Source organism: Pseudomonas sp. 31-12 (genome assembly GCF_003151075.1).
GTDB lineage: Bacteria > Pseudomonadota > Gammaproteobacteria > Pseudomonadales > Pseudomonadaceae > Aquipseudomonas.
The window spans coordinates 4,567,753-4,584,136 of record NZ_CP029482.1; the positions used below are offsets into that span (position 1 = coordinate 4,567,753).

12 protein-coding genes and 3 tRNA genes are annotated in these 16,384 nt (G+C 61.6%); 4 read left to right on the forward strand and 11 right to left on the reverse strand.

All coding sequences use genetic code 11. The annotated features are described in order from the left end of the window. Nucleotides 1-2: 2 nt before the first annotated feature. The 5 genes from DJ564_RS21625 to DJ564_RS21645 all read right to left on the reverse strand — a co-directional run bounded on the left by DJ564_RS21625 (nucleotide 3) and on the right by DJ564_RS21645 (nucleotide 6,703). Complete coding sequence (locus DJ564_RS21625; protein WP_109633171.1) at nucleotides 3-974, reverse strand: XdhC family protein; 972 nt, start codon at nucleotides 972-974, stop codon at nucleotides 3-5. 1 nt (nucleotide 975) lies between these two features. After that, nucleotides 976-2,211: a cytochrome c gene (locus tag DJ564_RS21630; RefSeq protein WP_109633172.1), complete on the reverse strand. Its 1,236-nt coding sequence runs from the start codon at nucleotides 2,209-2,211 to the stop codon at nucleotides 976-978. Between the two features lie 2 nt (nucleotides 2,212-2,213). Beyond that, nucleotides 2,214-2,753: a (2Fe-2S)-binding protein gene (locus DJ564_RS21635; RefSeq protein ID WP_010455997.1), complete on the reverse strand. Its 540-nt coding sequence runs from the start codon at nucleotides 2,751-2,753 to the stop codon at nucleotides 2,214-2,216. Further along, a complete protein-coding gene (locus DJ564_RS21640; protein ID WP_109633174.1) occupies nucleotides 2,746-5,577 on the reverse strand; it encodes a xanthine dehydrogenase family protein molybdopterin-binding subunit in 2,832 nt (943 codons plus the stop codon). Before DJ564_RS21640 ends, DJ564_RS21635 begins: the two co-directional genes overlap by 8 nt. A 184-nt stretch (nucleotides 5,578-5,761) precedes the next feature. Next, nucleotides 5,762-6,703 (reverse strand): LysR family transcriptional regulator, encoded by a 942-nt coding sequence (locus tag DJ564_RS21645; RefSeq protein ID WP_109633176.1) that lies wholly within the window; start codon nucleotides 6,701-6,703, stop codon nucleotides 5,762-5,764. Between the two features lie 125 nt (nucleotides 6,704-6,828). On the opposite strand from DJ564_RS21645, the gene DJ564_RS21650 reads away from it, so the two are divergent. Genes DJ564_RS21650 through aldA form a run of 4 tightly spaced genes read left to right on the forward strand, consistent with a single transcriptional unit; the run spans nucleotide 6,829 to nucleotide 11,594 of the window. Further along, entirely contained in the window at nucleotides 6,829-8,124 is a 1,296-nt protein-coding gene (locus tag DJ564_RS21650; RefSeq protein WP_109633177.1) for an MFS transporter, read from the forward strand. 17 nt (nucleotides 8,125-8,141) lie between these two features. Beyond that, a complete protein-coding gene (rhmD, locus tag DJ564_RS21655; RefSeq protein ID WP_109633179.1) occupies nucleotides 8,142-9,326 on the forward strand; it encodes an L-rhamnonate dehydratase in 1,185 nt (394 codons plus the stop codon). Nucleotides 9,327-9,340: 14 nt separating this feature from the next. Next, nucleotides 9,341-10,141: an aldolase/citrate lyase family protein gene (locus DJ564_RS21660; RefSeq protein ID WP_109633180.1), complete on the forward strand. Its 801-nt coding sequence runs from the start codon at nucleotides 9,341-9,343 to the stop codon at nucleotides 10,139-10,141. A gap of 19 nt (nucleotides 10,142-10,160) precedes the next feature. Further along, a complete protein-coding gene (gene aldA / locus DJ564_RS21665) occupies nucleotides 10,161-11,594 on the forward strand; it encodes an aldehyde dehydrogenase (protein WP_109633183.1) in 1,434 nt (477 codons plus the stop codon). 143 nt (nucleotides 11,595-11,737) lie between these two features. Here the strand turns inward: aldA and DJ564_RS21670 are convergent, their stop codons facing one another. From DJ564_RS21670 to DJ564_RS21700, 6 genes are all read right to left on the reverse strand, one after another. Continuing rightward, nucleotides 11,738-14,161 (reverse strand): TonB-dependent receptor, encoded by a 2,424-nt coding sequence (locus tag DJ564_RS21670; protein WP_109633186.1) that lies wholly within the window; start codon nucleotides 14,159-14,161, stop codon nucleotides 11,738-11,740. Nucleotides 14,162-14,228: 67 nt separating this feature from the next. Further along, nucleotides 14,229-15,179 (reverse strand): FecR domain-containing protein, encoded by a 951-nt coding sequence (locus DJ564_RS21675; RefSeq protein ID WP_109633188.1) that lies wholly within the window; start codon nucleotides 15,177-15,179, stop codon nucleotides 14,229-14,231. Continuing rightward, a complete protein-coding gene (locus tag DJ564_RS21680; protein ID WP_109633190.1) occupies nucleotides 15,176-15,685 on the reverse strand; it encodes a sigma-70 family RNA polymerase sigma factor in 510 nt (169 codons plus the stop codon). Before DJ564_RS21680 ends, DJ564_RS21675 begins: the two co-directional genes overlap by 4 nt. A 249-nt stretch (nucleotides 15,686-15,934) precedes the next feature. Further along, nucleotides 15,935-16,011, reverse strand: a tRNA-Asp gene (locus DJ564_RS21690). A 92-nt stretch (nucleotides 16,012-16,103) separates the two neighbouring features. After that, nucleotides 16,104-16,180, reverse strand: a tRNA-Asp gene (locus DJ564_RS21695). 55 nt (nucleotides 16,181-16,235) lie between these two features. Next, a tRNA-Val gene (locus DJ564_RS21700) sits at nucleotides 16,236-16,311 on the reverse strand. Nucleotides 16,312-16,384 lie beyond the last annotated feature (73 nt).

Below are 16,384 nucleotides of genomic sequence, written 5' to 3' on the forward strand. Positions count from 1 at the left end.
GGTTAAAGCCGATCCCGCGCGATGCCGCTGCGGATTCGCAGGATGTCGGCGAGGACGGCCAGGGCGATTTCTGCCGGGGTCTTGCTGCCGAGGTTCAACCCGATGGGCGCATGAATCCGCGCCAACTCCGCGTCTCCCAACCGACCAATCCTGCGCAATCGCTCGAAGCGCTTTTGCGAGGTCTGCACGGAACCCATCACACCGATGTAAAACGCCTCGGTGCGCACGGCTTCCATCATCGCAAGGTCGTCGATCCGCGGATCGTGAGTCAAAGCCACCACCGCGGTGTCGCTGTGGCAGCCGCCGTCGGCGATAAACACCGACGGCAGTTGACAACGAATCTCGACGTTTTCCAGCACGACGCCTTCCAGCACCTCGTCACGCGGATCACAGAGAATCACCTCGAACCCCAAGGCAACCGCAAACTCCGCACACGCCTGCGCGACGCTGGAATACCCCGCCAACAACAAGCGCTGAGCCGCACCGATCCGCACGCGCACCCGGTCAATCTCACGCTCGATACGCACGCCCTGCTCACGATCAGTAAACAGACTGCGCGCACCGCTCGACAGATCAACCTCGCGGATCAGCCGACGCTGGCCCAGCAACGCCGACTCCAGCTCCCGCAGATGAGCCTGAACCTCGCACTCGGGTTCCAATTTTTCCACCAGCACATCGAGAACGCCGCCGCAGGGCAGACTCACGCGCGAACGTGGATCGTCGCCTTCGCCATAACGAACCACGTTGACCGCATCAACAAACGCGCCCTCGGCGACGCGCTCGAGAAAGTCTTCCTCGACGCAGCCGCCAGACAGCGAGCCGATCCATTGCCCGTCGGTGTTCACCGCCAGCAACGAGCCCGGCGCGCGCGGCGCCGAGCCATACGTGGCGAGCACCGTGCACAGCCAGATGCGCTGGCCAGCCGTCGACCATTCCAGCGCCCGTCGCACGACTTGCAGATCGAGATGCTGCATGTCAGTGGGCCTTGTGCTCGAGCGGCGGTGCATCGGCCCGTAACGTCTGCACATCGCTCACCGCCAGATCACCCGATTGACCACCCCAGCCCTGACGCAGGTAGTTCAGCAGATCGGTGAGTTGCTCATGGCTGAGCTTCTCGGCGAACCCCGGCATCGGTTGCATGTGTTCGAACCCGGCGAATTTCTGCTCACCAATGCCGTCGTCGATCACCCGCACCAGGTTGCGCGGATCGTCCAGGCGCAACGTGGTGTTGCCGCGCATAGCCACGGCGATGTGTGGCTTGCCTTCGCCGCCGACCGCGTGGCATCCGGCGCAGACGTTCAGGTAATCCTGACGACCGCGCTGGGCGCTGGCGCTGAGTTTGTCCAACGGCACGTCCGTCAGCACTTTCGCCGCCGGCGGTTGATCGCCGAGCAGGAAGGTCGCCATCGCCGCCAGGTCCGGGTCATTGAGGCCTTGGGTGCTGTTGTGGAACACCGGGAACATCTCGTTGAACATCGTGCCCTGGGCGCTCATGCCGTGTTTGAGGAACGAGCTCAGGTCCTGATGATTCCAGCCGCGCGCGGCCAGGTCATTGGCCAGCAGACTTGGCGCCAGGTAGCCGTTGAGCAGGCCGCCGGTCATGCGTTTGTCCTGCTGCATCGCGCCGGGCAAACCGCGCGGGGTGTGACACTCGCCGCAGTGACCGAGCACGTCGACCATGTACTGGCCGCGTTTCCAGGCTTCGCTTTTACCTTCAGCCGGTTCCAGTTTCACGTCCTTGCCGTAGAGCATGTTCCAGCCCATCAAGCCCAGGCGCACGTTAAACGGGAAGCTCAGGCTCGTGACCGGTGCTGCACGTTCGATCGGCTCGACGGTTTTCAGGTACGCGTGAATCGCGTCGGAATCTGCGCGTGGCATCAGGTGATACGAGGTGTACGGCATCGCCGGGTACAGGTTCGCGCCGTCGCGACGCTTGCCCTCGGTGAGCGCGGCGAAGAACTCGTCATCGTTGTACAGACCGATGCCGTGCTCTTTGCTCGGGGTAATGTTGGTGCCATAGATCGTGCCGAACGGCGAGACGATCGGCAGGCCGCCCGCGTACGGCGCACCACCCGGCGCGGTGTGACAGGCCATGCAATCGGCGGCACGGGCGAGATAGGCACCGCGAACCACTTGATCATCCGCATGAGCCAGCAAGACCGGCGCAGCCAGACCAACCGCCAACGCCAGGCGGGAAAGAAGATGCTTCATGCTTAACCCTCCTTGACCAGGCCGAGATCGGTCAGCACGTTTCGGGTCGCGCTGTAGTAGCGCACATAGCCGGTGCAGCGGCAGATGTGGTGACCGAGGCTGTCCTCGATGACTTTTTCCAGCTGGCTTTTGACGATGGGCTGACGCTGCAGCTTCTCCACCAACACCGTCGCGGCATTCACAAAACCCGGTGCGCAGTAGCTGCACTGGAAGGCGAATTCATCGACGAAGCGCTGCTGGATAGGATTGAGTTCGGTGACCTGGCCCTGCTCGTCGCGGGTCGCGTGGCCTTCAATGGTCCGCACCTTTTTGCCTTCGAAATAGTGCGCGCCGGTGATGCAGGTGCGCACTTCTTCGCTGGTGCCGTCCGGATTGTCGACGATCACCACGCAGGCGTGGCAGATGCCCTGACCGCAGCCGAGACGCGAGCCGGTGAGGTTTTTGTATTCGTGCAGGTAGTCGATCATCGGCAGGTCATCAGGGATGTCCACCGGGCCGACGGATTGACCGTTGAGGGTCAGTTGAAGCGGACGGTTAGCCATTGAGGGCCTCCTGGATGCGTGCGGAAGTGATAGGCAGGTCGCGGACCCGTTTACCGATGGCGTGCGCCACGGCGTTACCGATGGCGCCGACCACCGGGATCATCACCACTTCGGCGATGCCCTTGGACGGATCGCTCGGCGACAGCGGCGGCAGGATCTCGGCCGTCTGCTTCCAGACCGCAACGTGGCGCGCCATCGGCAAGCGGTAGCGGTTGAAATTCCAATCGCCCTCCCCCGGCCCGCCTTCGTACAGCGGCATCTCCTCCATCAACGCATGACCGATGCCCATGGCAATCCCGCCTTCGAGCTGGCCCTTGACCAGTTCTTCCACCAGCACACGACCGCACTCGACCCACGAATGATGGTTGAGCACCTGAACCTCGGCCGACCCCTTGTTCACTTTCAATTCCACCAGGGTCGCGACCGGGCTGTAATAGGTCACCGCCGCGTTGTTCAACTGAGTGTCCGGGTAATGGATGTTCTGGCGGTCGAGCAGGTGGAAACCGGCGCTGTTCATCTGCGCCTTTTTCACGCTCGGAGCGCCATCACCGTACTTCACCGCCAGACCGTCGAGCGGCAGACGTTCACGCACGCCATCGATGCTGAACTCGGCCTCGGCCCAGCTCCAGCGGTTGAACCCGTGCACGGTTGCGCCGGTCACCAGGCCTTTTTCGTGGGCGTGTCTGGCCAGTTGCTCGAAGCTCAGCGGCTGCATGCCGTTGGCGGTGAGTCGGCCGTCGACCCAATGCGCATCTTCGCGGCGCACCACATACGGATTGGCCTGGCCGCCGTAAGGGCCTTGGCCCCAGATCTGCAACGCCGCCGGCCACAAACCGTGGTTGAACAGCACGCGCGCCGCTTCACGGGTGGCGTGGCTGAAGTAGTAAGCAGAGTTGGTCGCCGACGAAGCCGAGGCGAGCTTGCCGACCCAACGCGGATTGCGCAGGAAATTGTCCTGCTCGGCCTGGCTCATGATGTACGGATTGCCGCCGGTGATCAGCTGCAACTCTTTCCATTCGGTCTCGCCGGTCTTCACTTCAGTCGCCGGGACGCCGAGGAAATCGGCCACGACCAAGGCTTGCGAGGTGGACATGCCGGTGCCGATTTCGATACCGATGTGGCGCAGGGTGATGTGCCCATCAGCGGTGAATTCGATGCTCGCCATCGGCGCTTCGGAGCCGGTGCCGAAGTCTTTCTGGCAGATGGCGAAACCAACGCCGTACCAGTTATCCGGGTCCTGGGCTTCACGCTGCTTTTTGACCGCGTCGCGGTTTTTCCAGACTTCGTGGACAGCGGCTTTATCGAGAATTTCGTGCAGGCGCAAGGCACCCGCCGGCACCGCGCCCTGGGTGTTTTTCATGCCTGAGACCATGGCGTTTTTCTTGCGCAGATCAATCGCATCGATGCCGAGGCGATCGGCAATTTCATCGACCATCATCTCGGTGGAGGCCATGCTTTGCAGCGTGCCGTAACCGCGCATCGACCCGGCTTCAACGGCGCGGGAATGGTAGGAGGTGACCTGCAAATCGTTCTGCGGCATGTAGTAGATCGACTGCGCTGCCGTGGCGCCAACCGCCGCCACCGATGGGCTGTAATTGATCCGGCCGCCGCCGTCGACGTTCATCTCGGCGCGGAAAATCTTGAAGCTGTGATCGGTCTTGTCCACCGCCAGTTGATAGCGGATGTCGAACGGATGACGCTTGATGCCGCTCTGGAACTGCTCATAGCGATCGTTGGCCAGACGCACCGGCACACCGGCGCCGTACAACGCTGCAAGCGCCGCGTAGTACACGAAAATGTTGTGGTCTTTGGAACCGTAGCCGACGGTGTAACCGGGGTGCATGTTCAGGTTTGCCAGGCCGAAACGCGACGGCGCGATCATCTTCGCGGTCTCGGTCGCGGTCTCCAGCGGGCACTGTGTGGCGACGACAAAATGCAAGGTCTTGGTCGCCGGGTCGTACCAGCCGTTGCCGTTGTCCGGCTCCATGGCGGCCGGTTCGATCGACGGGGTTTTGTAGCGCTCGTCGAACACCAGCCAGTTGTCTGGCGGCGTGTCGATCTGCTGCTTCATGCGCTCGGCGTAGAACAGGCCGCGCTCGGTCAGGTTGCCGTGCAGATTCGGCAGGGAATTCCAGACCGGACGACGGTTGCGCAGCATCGGGAACAGGATCGAATCCTTGAGGCTGGCGAATTCGTCCTCGTCCGCCGAGGTCGCCCCGCCGACGCGCACGTAGCGGAAGCTGCCGTAAGTATCGCCTTCGTAGAACGGCACTTTGTCGCCGTAACGAATCGCTTTGTCATTGAATTTGAGTTTGGCCTTGGCCTGACGGAAACGCTCGAAGTCGTTCCAGATCAGGAGCGCCACCGGATGCCCGATGAACATCGGCACCTTGCCTTCCGGCAGCAGCGGATCCGGCGCGTGCTCTTCCGGGAAGGCGATGCCGTCCTTGTCCAGGTCAGCGGCGGTGACGATGCGGTCCGGCTGCAATTCGGCGTCGAGCCACGACAAATCGTAGCCGGCGTAAATGCGATCGGCCTTGGTGGTTTTCAGCAGCATGGCGTGGCCTTGTTGCTGCGGCCAGCCCGGCATGTCCTTGGCGCGGATGTCGCGGGCAAAGACTTTGCTGCCGCAGACCTTGGACAAGGCATCGTTACGCGAGCGCGCCTTGCCGTTGTTGCCGAGCCATTGCTCGGACGGCACGGTCACGCTGTTTTCCATCAAGGCCGCCAGCGCCTGACTGCTGAGCGGCGTGAGCGTCACGCTCACACCCGCCACCAGCCCGCCCTGAAGGAACGAGCGCCGGGATATTTCACGGTTGGACATGGATCATCCTCTGGGCGGTTATGGGTCCGCCCTTCTGGTTATGTTCTGGGGATCTCGAGTCTTGCAGAAGCCCTTTTTGACGAGGCAAAGGGCTGTGTTGACAGTGCAAAGCTGACCGAAAGGTTAACTTTATAGATTTATGCGCTTTTAGAAAACAACTGGTAACAAAAATCTGACCGAAGAATCAAAAAATCGCCGCTTTTCTGCGGAGCAAATCGATGAACAAACCCAACTCCCGGCTGATGTGTTCGCCCTTGCGCAGCAGCAATCCGAACGGCGCCAGTTGCACGTCCAGCTCTACGGGCAGCGCCACCACCAGCCCCATTTTCAGGTAGTCGCGCAACGCGGTTTCCGAGAGCACCATGATGGCGTCGGTCAGTTGAATCAGTTGCTGCATCGAATACACCGAGCTGCATTCGATGATGTCGGCGGGCGTCGGCAAGGCCAGGCGCTGCAAGGCCTGATCAAGACCGATGCGCGCCGGACTGGTCTCTGGCTGCAGGATCCACGGCCAGCCGCTGACCAGTTCCGAGAGTTCGAGTGCTTCCCTTTGCACCAAGGGATGACCGGCGTGAACGACAACCAGCAACCGTTCGTTGCCCAGCTGTTCGAATTCGTAATGTTCGCTGTCGGTGGCGGCATTGCGCCGGGCAATGGCGAGGTCGATGCGGCCCTGCTCCAGAAGCTGGATCACCTGGTCACTGGTGTCGCCCATGATGCGAATGCGCAACTGCGGATTGAGCGCCTTGATTTCGGCAATCGAATCCATCACCAGGTCAGGCGCGGCGCCCATGATGGTGCCGATGGACAGATAACCGTAACCGCCCTGCTGCCGCGCGATCAGGTCTTCGGCGCAGCGGTCGAGGCCGCTGAGGGCGGATTCGGCGAAACGAATCAACTCACTGCCCAACGCCGTTGGCCGCATTCCGCGCGGCAGGCGCTCGAACAGATCGCAGCCGAACATGTCCTCAATCTCATGCAGCATCCGGGTCGCCGCCGGTTGCGACATGTTCAGGCTTTGCGAGGCACGGTGCAGGTTCTGACTGCTGCTCAGCGTCACCAGCATGTGCAAATGCTTGTAGCGCAGGCGGTTGAGCAGGCTGCGGGAGATGATCGGTGTGGTCATGGCGGGCCTTTCGTATCGATACCCTGAGGGTATCAGTTGTGAGCTAGATTCGATTTGTAACGCATCGATCCACGGCCGTACAGTCTTTCCCATAAGAACAAATGCCCTACCAAAGGAAAACTGCGATGAAGACTCTACCCGCGCCTCTGCTCGCCAAAATTTCCTGGCGGCTGCTGCCCTTCCTGCTGCTGATGTACATCATGGCCTTCCTCGACCGCGCCAACGTCGGGTTCGCCAAACAAGCCTTTCAAGCCGACACCAATATCAGCGACGCCGCCTTCGCCTTCGGTGCCGGGGTGTTTTTCGTCGGATATGCGCTGCTTGAAGTGCCGAGCAATCTGATCCTGCACCGTGTCGGCGCCCGGCTGTGGATGTGCCGGATCATGGTCACCTGGGGCCTGGTCTCCGCCGCCATGGTCTTCGCCCACACCGAAACCAGCTTCTACATCCTGCGCTTTTTGCTGGGCGTGGCCGAAGCCGGATTCTTCCCCGGCGTCATCCTCTACCTCACCTATTGGTTCCCCAGCGCCGCGCGCGGCAAGGCCATGGGCTTCTTCTACTTCGGTGCGCCGCTGGCGTTCATCTTCGGCAGCCCGCTGTCCGGTCTGTTGCTGGAGCTGGACGGATTTGCCGGTGTCCACGGCTGGCAATGGCTGTTCGCGGTTGAAGGCCTGATGGCCACGGCGGTGGGTGTCTGGGCCTATTGGTATCTGGACAATCGCCCGGCCGATGCGAAGTGGCTGACGGTTGAAGAGCGCCAGCAAGTGCAAGGCATCCTCGATCAAGAAGACAGCCACAAACAGAACCACGGCCGCAGCCTGCTCAACGTCCTGTGCCAGCCGTCGGTGCTGTACCTGTGCCTGATTTATCTGCTCATTCAGGCCAGCGTCTACGGCGTGGTGTTCTATCTGCCCACCCAGGTCGGCGGATTGTTGGGCACCAAGGTCGGCCTGATGGTTGGACTGGTCACGGCGATTCCGTGGATCTGCGCGATCGTCGCGGCGTACCTGATCCCCGGTTACAGCGACCGCACCGGCGAACGGCGCCGCACCGCCTGCCTGACCTTGCTGATGTCGGCAGCCGGGATCGCCTGCTCGGTGACCTTCGCAAGCCCGTTCCTCGGCATCGTCGCGCTGTGCTTCGCCGCGTCCGGTTTCATCGCCGTGCAACCGGTGTTCTGGACCTTCCCTTCCAGCTACCTCGCCGGCAGCGCTGCGGCGGCCGGGATCGCCTTGATCAACTCGTTCGGCGCCCTCGGCGGCTTCATCGCCCCGGTGCTGAAAAACTGGGCCGAAGGCGCCTTCCATTCACCGGCCGCCGGTTTATACGTGCTGGCCGGCACCACTGTCATCGCCGCGTTGCTGGTGCTGGGTATCCGCTCACCCGTCCAGAAGCCTTCCAGTACACCGGCCACCGTTTAAACCTGAGGAGTCACACCATGGGCATTCCAACCATCAAACACGTCCGCGCCTTCACCCTGCGAGGCGGCGGCGCGGATTATCACGATCAGGCGGACGGCCACTGGATCGACGATCACATCGCTACGCCGATGAGCAAATACCCAGAGTACCGCCAGAGCCGCCGCACTTTCGGCATCAACGTGCTCGGGACACTGGTGGTCGAGATCGAAGCCAGCGACGGCACGGTCGGTTTTGCCGTGACAACCGGTGGCGAGCCTGCCGCGTATATCGTCGAAAAACACTTGGCGCGATTCCTGGAAGGTGCGCGGGTCACCGATATCGAAAAAATCTGGGACCAGATGTACCAATCGACGTTGTATTACGGGCGCAAAGGCATCGTCATCAACACGATCTCCGGCGTCGACCTGGCGCTGTGGGACTTGCTTGGCAAGATCCGCAAAGAGCCAGTGCATCAATTGCTCGGCGGTGCGGTGCGCGACGAATTGCAGTTCTACGCCACCGGCGCCCGTCCGGATCTGGCGCAGAAAATGGGTTTCATCGGCGGCAAGATGCCGCTGCACCACGGCCCGGCCGAAGGTGAGGAAGGCCTGCGCAAGAACCTCGAAGAGTTGGCCACCATGCGGGAACGGGTCGGCCCGGACTTCTGGCTGATGCTCGATTGCTGGATGAGCCTGGACCTCAACTACGCCACCAAACTGGCGGTCGGCGCCCACGAATACGGTTTGAAGTGGATCGAAGAAGCCCTGCCGCCGGACGATTACTGGGGTTACGCGGCCCTGCGCAACAACGTGCCCAAAGGCATGCTGGTGACCACCGGCGAACACGAAGCCACCCGTTGGGGCTTCCGCATGCTCCTGGAAATGGATTGCTGCGACATCATCCAGCCGGACGTTGGCTGGTGCGGCGGCATCACCGAACTGGTGAAGATCTCGGCTCTGGCCGACGCCCACAACGCTCTGGTCATTCCTCACGGCTCGTCGGTCTACAGCTATCACTTCGTCGCCACCCGACATAACAGCCCGTTCGCCGAGTTCCTGATGATGGCGCCGAAAGCGGATGAAGTGGTGCCGATGTTCCACCCGCAATTGCTCGGCGAACCGGTGCCGGTGAACGGTCGCATGCGCCTGTCGGCACTCGACCAGCCAGGTTTCGGCGTGACGCTCAACCCGGAATGCCAACTGCATCGGCCGTATAACCGCTGAGAAAGGACCCCGTCATGAACATGCCTCACAACGCTTTCAAGGCCGCGCTGAAAAATCCGGCGACCCAGTACGGCATCTGGGCCGGTTTCGCCACCGGCTATGCCGCCGAAATCGTCGCCACTACCGGTTATGACTGGATGTTGATCGATGGTGAACATGCGCCGAACACCGTGCCCGGCGTACTCGCGCAATTGCAGGCGGTGGCGCCCTACTCCACCGCGCCCGTCGTGCGTGCAGTGACGGGCGATGCCAATCTGATCAAGCAACTGCTGGATATCGGCGCGCAAACGCTGATGATCCCGATGGTCGAAACCGCCGAACAAGCGGCCGCGCTGGTGCGCGCCATGCGTTATCCGCCGCATGGCATTCGTGGCGTCGGCGGCGGCCTGACCCGCGCCACGCGCTGGGACGGCGTGCCGGATTACCTGAACACCGCCCATGAGCAGGCGTGCCTGATCGTGCAGGTGGAATCGCGCACGGGTGTGGAAAACGTCGAAGCAATCGCCGCTGTCGAAGGCGTGGACGCGGTGTTTATCGGCCCGGCGGATTTGTCCATCGGCCTCGGCCATGCCGGCAACCCGGGTCATCCTGAGGTTCAAGAACGCATCCAACACGCGGTGCACGCAACGCTCGCGGCCGGCAAGGCCTGCGGCATTCTCGCGCCGAACGAAGAAGACGCGCGCCGCTATCAGAGTTGGGGTTGCCAGTTCATTGCGGTGGCCATCGACATCAGCTTGCTGCGCCAGAGCGCCATGACCACCCTCGCGCGCTATCGCACACCGGCCACCGAGTACGCGCCGTCGCGCACCTATTGATCAGCCAAGGAGTCGTCCCATGTCGTCCGTGCCTGTCTACGAAAACTTCATCAACGGCCAGTTTGTGGCCAGTGCTGCCCACCTCGATGTGATCAACCCGGCCACCGGCGTCGCGCTGTCGAAAGTCCCGGCCTCGACAGCCGAAGACGTCGACCGCGCCCTCGCCGCCGCGCGTGCTGCGCAAAAAGACTGGTCACGCAAACCGGCGATTGAACGCGCCGGGCATCTGCGCCGCATCGCCGCCAAGCTGCGGGAGAACGTCCAGTACCTGGCGCGCACCATTACCCTGGAACAAGGCAAGGTCAGCGGCCTCGCAGAGGTCGAGGTCAATTTCACCGCCGATTACCTCGACTACATGGCCGAGTGGGCCCGACGCATTGAAGGCGAAATCATCACCAGCGACCGCCAGAACGAAAATATCTTTCTGTTCCGCAAACCGCTGGGCGTGGTCGCCGGGATTCTGCCGTGGAATTTCCCGTTCTTCCTGATCGCCCGCAAGATGGCCCCAGCCCTGCTGACCGGCAACACCATCGTTATCAAACCCAGCGAAGAAACGCCGAACAACTGCTTCGAATTCGCCCGGCTCGTCGCCGAAACCGATCTGCCGCCCGGTGTGTTCAATGTGGTCTGCGGCGATGGCCGAGTGGGCGCGGCGCTCAGTGCGCACAAGGGTGTGGACATGATCAGCTTCACCGGCAGCGTCGACACCGGCTCGCGAATCATGGCCGCCGCTGCACCGAACATCACCAAGCTCAACCTGGAGCTGGGCGGCAAGGCGCCGGCCATTGTGCTGGCGGATGCCGACCTCGATCTGGCGGTGAAAGCCATTCGCGATTCGCGGATCATCAACAGCGGCCAGGTGTGCAATTGCGCCGAACGGGTATACGTCGAGCGTAAGGTCGCCGATCAGTTTATCGAACGCATTTCTGCGGCGATGAGCGCGACCCGTTACGGTGATCCGATTGCCCGGCCGGACGTAGAAATGGGCCCGTTGATCAACCGTCAGGGCCTGGACAGCGTCAACCGCAAAGTCCGTACGGCGTTGAGTCAGGGCGCAAGTTTGATCAGTGGCGGGCAAATTGCCGATCTACCAAATGGCTTCCACTTCCAGCCCACGGTGTTGGCGGGTTGCAGCGCCGATATGGAAATCATGCGCGAGGAGATTTTCGGCCCGGTGCTGCCGATCCAGATCGTCGATGACCTCGACGAAGCCATCGCCCTGGCCAACGATTGCGACTATGGCCTGACTTCATCGATCTACACCCGCGACTTGAGTAAAACCATGCAGGCGATGCGCGAGCTGGATTTTGGCGAGACTTACGTCAACCGGGAGAACTTCGAAGCCATGCAGGGCTTCCATGCCGGGGTGCGTAAATCCGGGATTGGTGGTGCGGATGGCAAGCATGGGCTTTACGAGTACACGCATACCCATGCGGTGTATTTACAGGGCTGAGTTTTGCGGCGCTGCCTATGCCGCCATCGCGGGCAAGCCCGCTCCCACAGGGTTCTTGGTGTTCACTCAATGTGTGAAACAACACAGATCACTGTGGGAGCGGGCTTGCCCGCGATGGCGTCATGTCAGCCAATGAGATGCCGTCAGAAGTCCACCGTCGCCGAAAGCAGATAGGTCCGAGGCGTCGACAGCGTCAACCCTGGCTCGCTGTCATCCGACGCCCCGGCCGAACTCCAATAGCGCTTGTCCGCCACGTTCTCGATATTGGCGCGCAATGTGATGTTCTTTTCCTCGACCTTGAACGCGTAGCGTGCGCCCACGTCGAAACGCTCCCAGGAATCGATTTCCTTGTTGTTGGACTGATCCAGATATTGCGAGCTGGAATAGAGGCCGCGGCTGGTGAGGGTCAGGCCCTGAACAGTCGGCACGTCCCACTCGGCGCCGAGGTTGACGTTGTATTTCGGCGTGGCCGGCGCCCGGTTGCCGTCGAAAGTGCCATTGGTGGTGTTGGTCAGCTCGCTGTCGATGTACATGACACCGCCGAGCAGGCGGAAACCGTCGAGCGGCTCACCGAACACACTCAACTCCACACCTGTGTTTTCACGCTTGCCGTTCGGGCCGAAGACGCGTGTCGTGGCGTTGGTCTCATAGGCCGGCTGCTTGATCCGGAACACTGCGGCGGTCACCGCGAAAGCACCGGCGTCATACTTGGCGCCGACCTCGACCTGGCGGCTGATGAACGGCGGGAAAATCTCGTCTTCGTTGATCGAGGTCGACGGCGCGATCTTGCCCTGGCTCAGGCCTTCCATGTAGTTGGCGTAGAGCGACAGCTTATCGGTGGCCTTGAACAGGATGCCGCCTGATGGCGAAACCTTTTCCTCATCGTAGGCGGTGTCGCCTTTGATGTTATCCGACCAGTCGTCAACCTTGACCCGCTGCCAGCGCGCGCCGAGGGTCAGCAACAGCTGGTCATCGAAGAAACCCAGGGTGTCGGACAACGCCACGCCGCTGAAGCGGTTTTCGGTATAGACCTTCGGATCCTGTCGCGTCGGTCTGACCGGTGTCGGTGTTTCCACCGGATTGTAGAGGTTGCTCGGCGCCGCCGCGTAACGCGCGCCGCCATTTTCGAAGTCCATGTAGAAGTAGCTGGCGGCCAGGTTGACCTCGTGGCTCACCGGACCGGTGTGGAACCAGTTGCGCACCCCGGCCGTGGCCGTCCGCACATTTTCGTCGCGAGTAAAATCACGCGGCTGCACGCTGAAATCGCCCCGGTCATTGGTGACTGCAACGGCATGCCGGAGGAAGTCATGGTTGCTTTTGCGCGCACCAACTCCGCCGTACAGCATGACGGAATCACTGACATCGAACTCACCGTTCACCGTGCCGAAGGTGTCGTTGGTGCTCGCCTTGCTCCAGGGTTGCGCATAGTTGTGGCGCACATCGCTGGCCCGCGGAACCTGCGCGTTGGCGTTCACCTGCACGCGTTCCTGCGGGGCGTCGGTGTCACGCTCGGTGCGCCCGATGTCCGTCGAGAGTCGCAGGCGTTCACCGCGAAAATCCAGGCCGAGTACGGCCATCTCGCGGTCGACATTCTGTTGATCCCATTCGGTGTCGCCGGACTGTTTGACGCCGTTGAAGCGAATACCGAATTTGTTGTCTTCACCAAAACGCCGGCCGACATCCACGGCACCACCGACCTGGCTGTCGGACGCGTAGCTGCCGGTGAACGAAGTGATCGGTTTGTCGGTGGCGCGCTTGGGCACCACGTTTATCCCGCCGCCTACGCTGCCCCGCGGCGAGATGCCGTTGATCAGCTGGCTCGGCCCCTTGAGCACGTCGACGCGATCGGCCATTTCCATGTCAATCGTGTAGGTCGGCAGGATGCCGTAGAGACCGTTGTAGGCAACATCACTGTTGAACAGGCTGAGGCCGCGAATGGTGAACTGCTCGTAGCGCCCACCCGCCGGGTTGGTGGCGCGAACCGACGGATCGTTGGCGATCAGGTCGCCCAAGGTCCGCGCCTGCTGGTTCTTCACCACTTCACTGGTGTAGGTGGTCATGCTAAACGGCGTTTCCATGAAGTCCTTGGAGCCGAGCAAGCCTTGCGAACCGCGACGTGCGACCTGGCCGCCGGCATACGGATCGCCGTTTACCGGGTCGATGGAGCCGAGAATCGAGGTGGCACCCAGTTGCAGGCCGCTGCCTTCTGGCGCCGGGGTCAGGATATAGGCCTGTTCGCCTACCGGCTGCAGTTGCAGGCCGGAACCCTGTAACAGCCGGGCGAAGCCCTCCTCCACGGCGAACTCGCCGGAAAGACCGGGACTGTTGCGACCGCTCACCAACGCCGGGTCAACCGAGAGGTTGACGCCCGCCAGACCGGCGAAACGGGTCAATGCTGCGCTGAGGCTGCCTGCCGGCACCTGATAACTGCGTCGAGGCGCGTCTTCGGCCCAACTGGCAGCGATGAACAACGGACAGGCACTGAGGCTCAGCAACAGGCTCAAGTGCATTAACGGGCGCAGGCGGGATGAAGCCAGACGCGGACTCGATGGGAACACTGCGGGCATTGAAGAAGCTCTCTTATTTCGTTCACTTGCCTTGAATGACAAGCGACGCGAAAAAAGGGGACACACTTCAAACACTATTTTTGCGCGGCAGCAGCGTCACCCAATAACGCGTACGCGAATGCACCTCCAGCGGCAGGCTGGCCGCCAGCAACGCGAGGATACGGTCGGTGTCTTCCAGGCGAAAACTGCCAGTGACGCGCAGGGATTCCAGTTCCGGTTCCCAGCGCAACACGCCTGGACGATAAGTGCTGAGTTCGCGCAGGAAATCCCCCAGCGGCTGGTTCTGCGCCATCAGCACACCGTCACGCCAACCTGGGGCGAGCACGTCGAAGGGCTCCACGGCACCGGCACCCGCGACCTGAAGGCTGACTTGCTGGCCGGCGCGCAACGAGAAGACCGGTCCGTGCAACGGCTGCAACTGCACGGAGCCGTTAAGCACAGACACTCTGCAACCCGTCTGCCACTGACGAACACAGACTTCGCTTTGACTGACGACCACTTGGCCGAAATGGGTCTGGATCGTCAGCGGCGAAGTGCCGGGGACTTTCAGGGCTATTTCGCCTTCCACAAGCTTCAGTAGCCGGTTGTTCAGATCGATATCGACGGCACTGGCGGTGTTCAATTGCAGCGAGCTGCCATCGGCCAACTGGACTTTCTTTCCCTCCCCGGTCGCTGTGCGCAGATCGGCGCCCCAGACGTCCAGAGGCAATTGCCGATTGATCAGCCAGGCAGCCGGCACCAACGCGACCGCTCCGACGGCGCGCTTGAGTACTGCGCGTCGGCTTGGTTGCGGCCGATCCAGACTGGCCATCGCCAGTGCTGACGGCAGGTCGGTGAAGCGCTGGCGCAAGAGTTGCGCTTTTTGCCAGGCCTGCTCGTGGCTGGAATGGCTGTCGCGCCAGTTCTGCAATTCGGCTCGGTCGCGCTCATTGGCGGTGCCCGATTCCATGAGCGCCAGCCACCGTGCGGCAGCCCGGATGACTTGGCGGGCGTCGGCCGAAGGGGCTGAACCGATCACAGGTCCACCAGCAGGCAGTGTTCGTAAGCCTGGGCCATGTAGCGCTTGATCGTGCGCTCCGAGACTTGCAGTCGCTCGGCGATGTCTTGATAACCCAGGCCTTCCAGTTGGCTCCAGAGAAACGCCCGTCGCACCGGAGTCGGCAATCCATCAAGCAGTTCGTCGAGGGCTTGCAGGGTTTCCAGCAGGATCCAGCGCTGTTCGGGGGATGGCACGCAGTCTTCCGGCAGCAACGCCAGTGCATTGAGGTAAGCCTGCTCGAGGCTGCGGCGTTTGTAGAAGTTGGTCAGCAACCGTTTGCCCACGGTCGCCAGGTAGGCGCGGGGTTCTTGAAGGTCAGCGATGCGCTGGGAGCTGGCGAGCAAGCGCACGAACGTATCCTGGCTCAGGTCCGCTGCATCATGACCATTGCTCATGCGTCGTCTCAACCAGCTTTCGAGCCAGCCGCGATGGTCGCGGTACAAATCGTGGAAGGTTTGCTCCTCCGGCATCGCTGCATCGCTCATTTCAAGAAGCCCTGTGCCAAGGAGTTATCGTAAATGAGAGTGATTCTAATTAATGTCGGGCGTATGAAGGAAGCGCTTTATGCATCGGATGAGCAGAAAGGTTCGATTGGGAGGGTGTGGACGGAGGAAAAGCCAAATCGCAGACACAAAAAACCCCGGTCTTTCGACCAGGGTCCTTGCTATCGACTCGAAGACAGCCAGCGGCTTTCTTCGTAGCTCCAAGGCGTTCAGCGGGCCTTGAGGCAGATATGGCGCAGCGGACGGGACTCGAACCCGCGACCCCCGGCGTGACAGGCCGGTATTCTAACCGACTGAACTACCGCTGCGTATCGCTTTGGACTTTCGCCCAAGTAACTCGTCTGATTGAAAACTCAGAAGCTTCTCAATCTCGAACCAGATAAATCTGACTCGGAAAATATGGCGCAGCGGACGGGACTCGAACCCGCGACCCCCGGCGTGACAGGCCGGTATTCTAACCGACTGAACTACCGCTGCGCGTCGGTGGAGGCTTTTAAAAGCTTCCATCTTGCTTTCGCAAGACTCTCGGAAGTGGTGGGTGATGACGGGATCGAACCGCCGACATTCTGCTTGTAAGGCAGACGCTCTCCCAGCTGAGCTAATCACCCGTTTGCATCTCCGAGGCCGCGAAATTTACGCAGGTAGCGAACCTAAGTCAATAGCAGGATTGAAGTTTTTCTA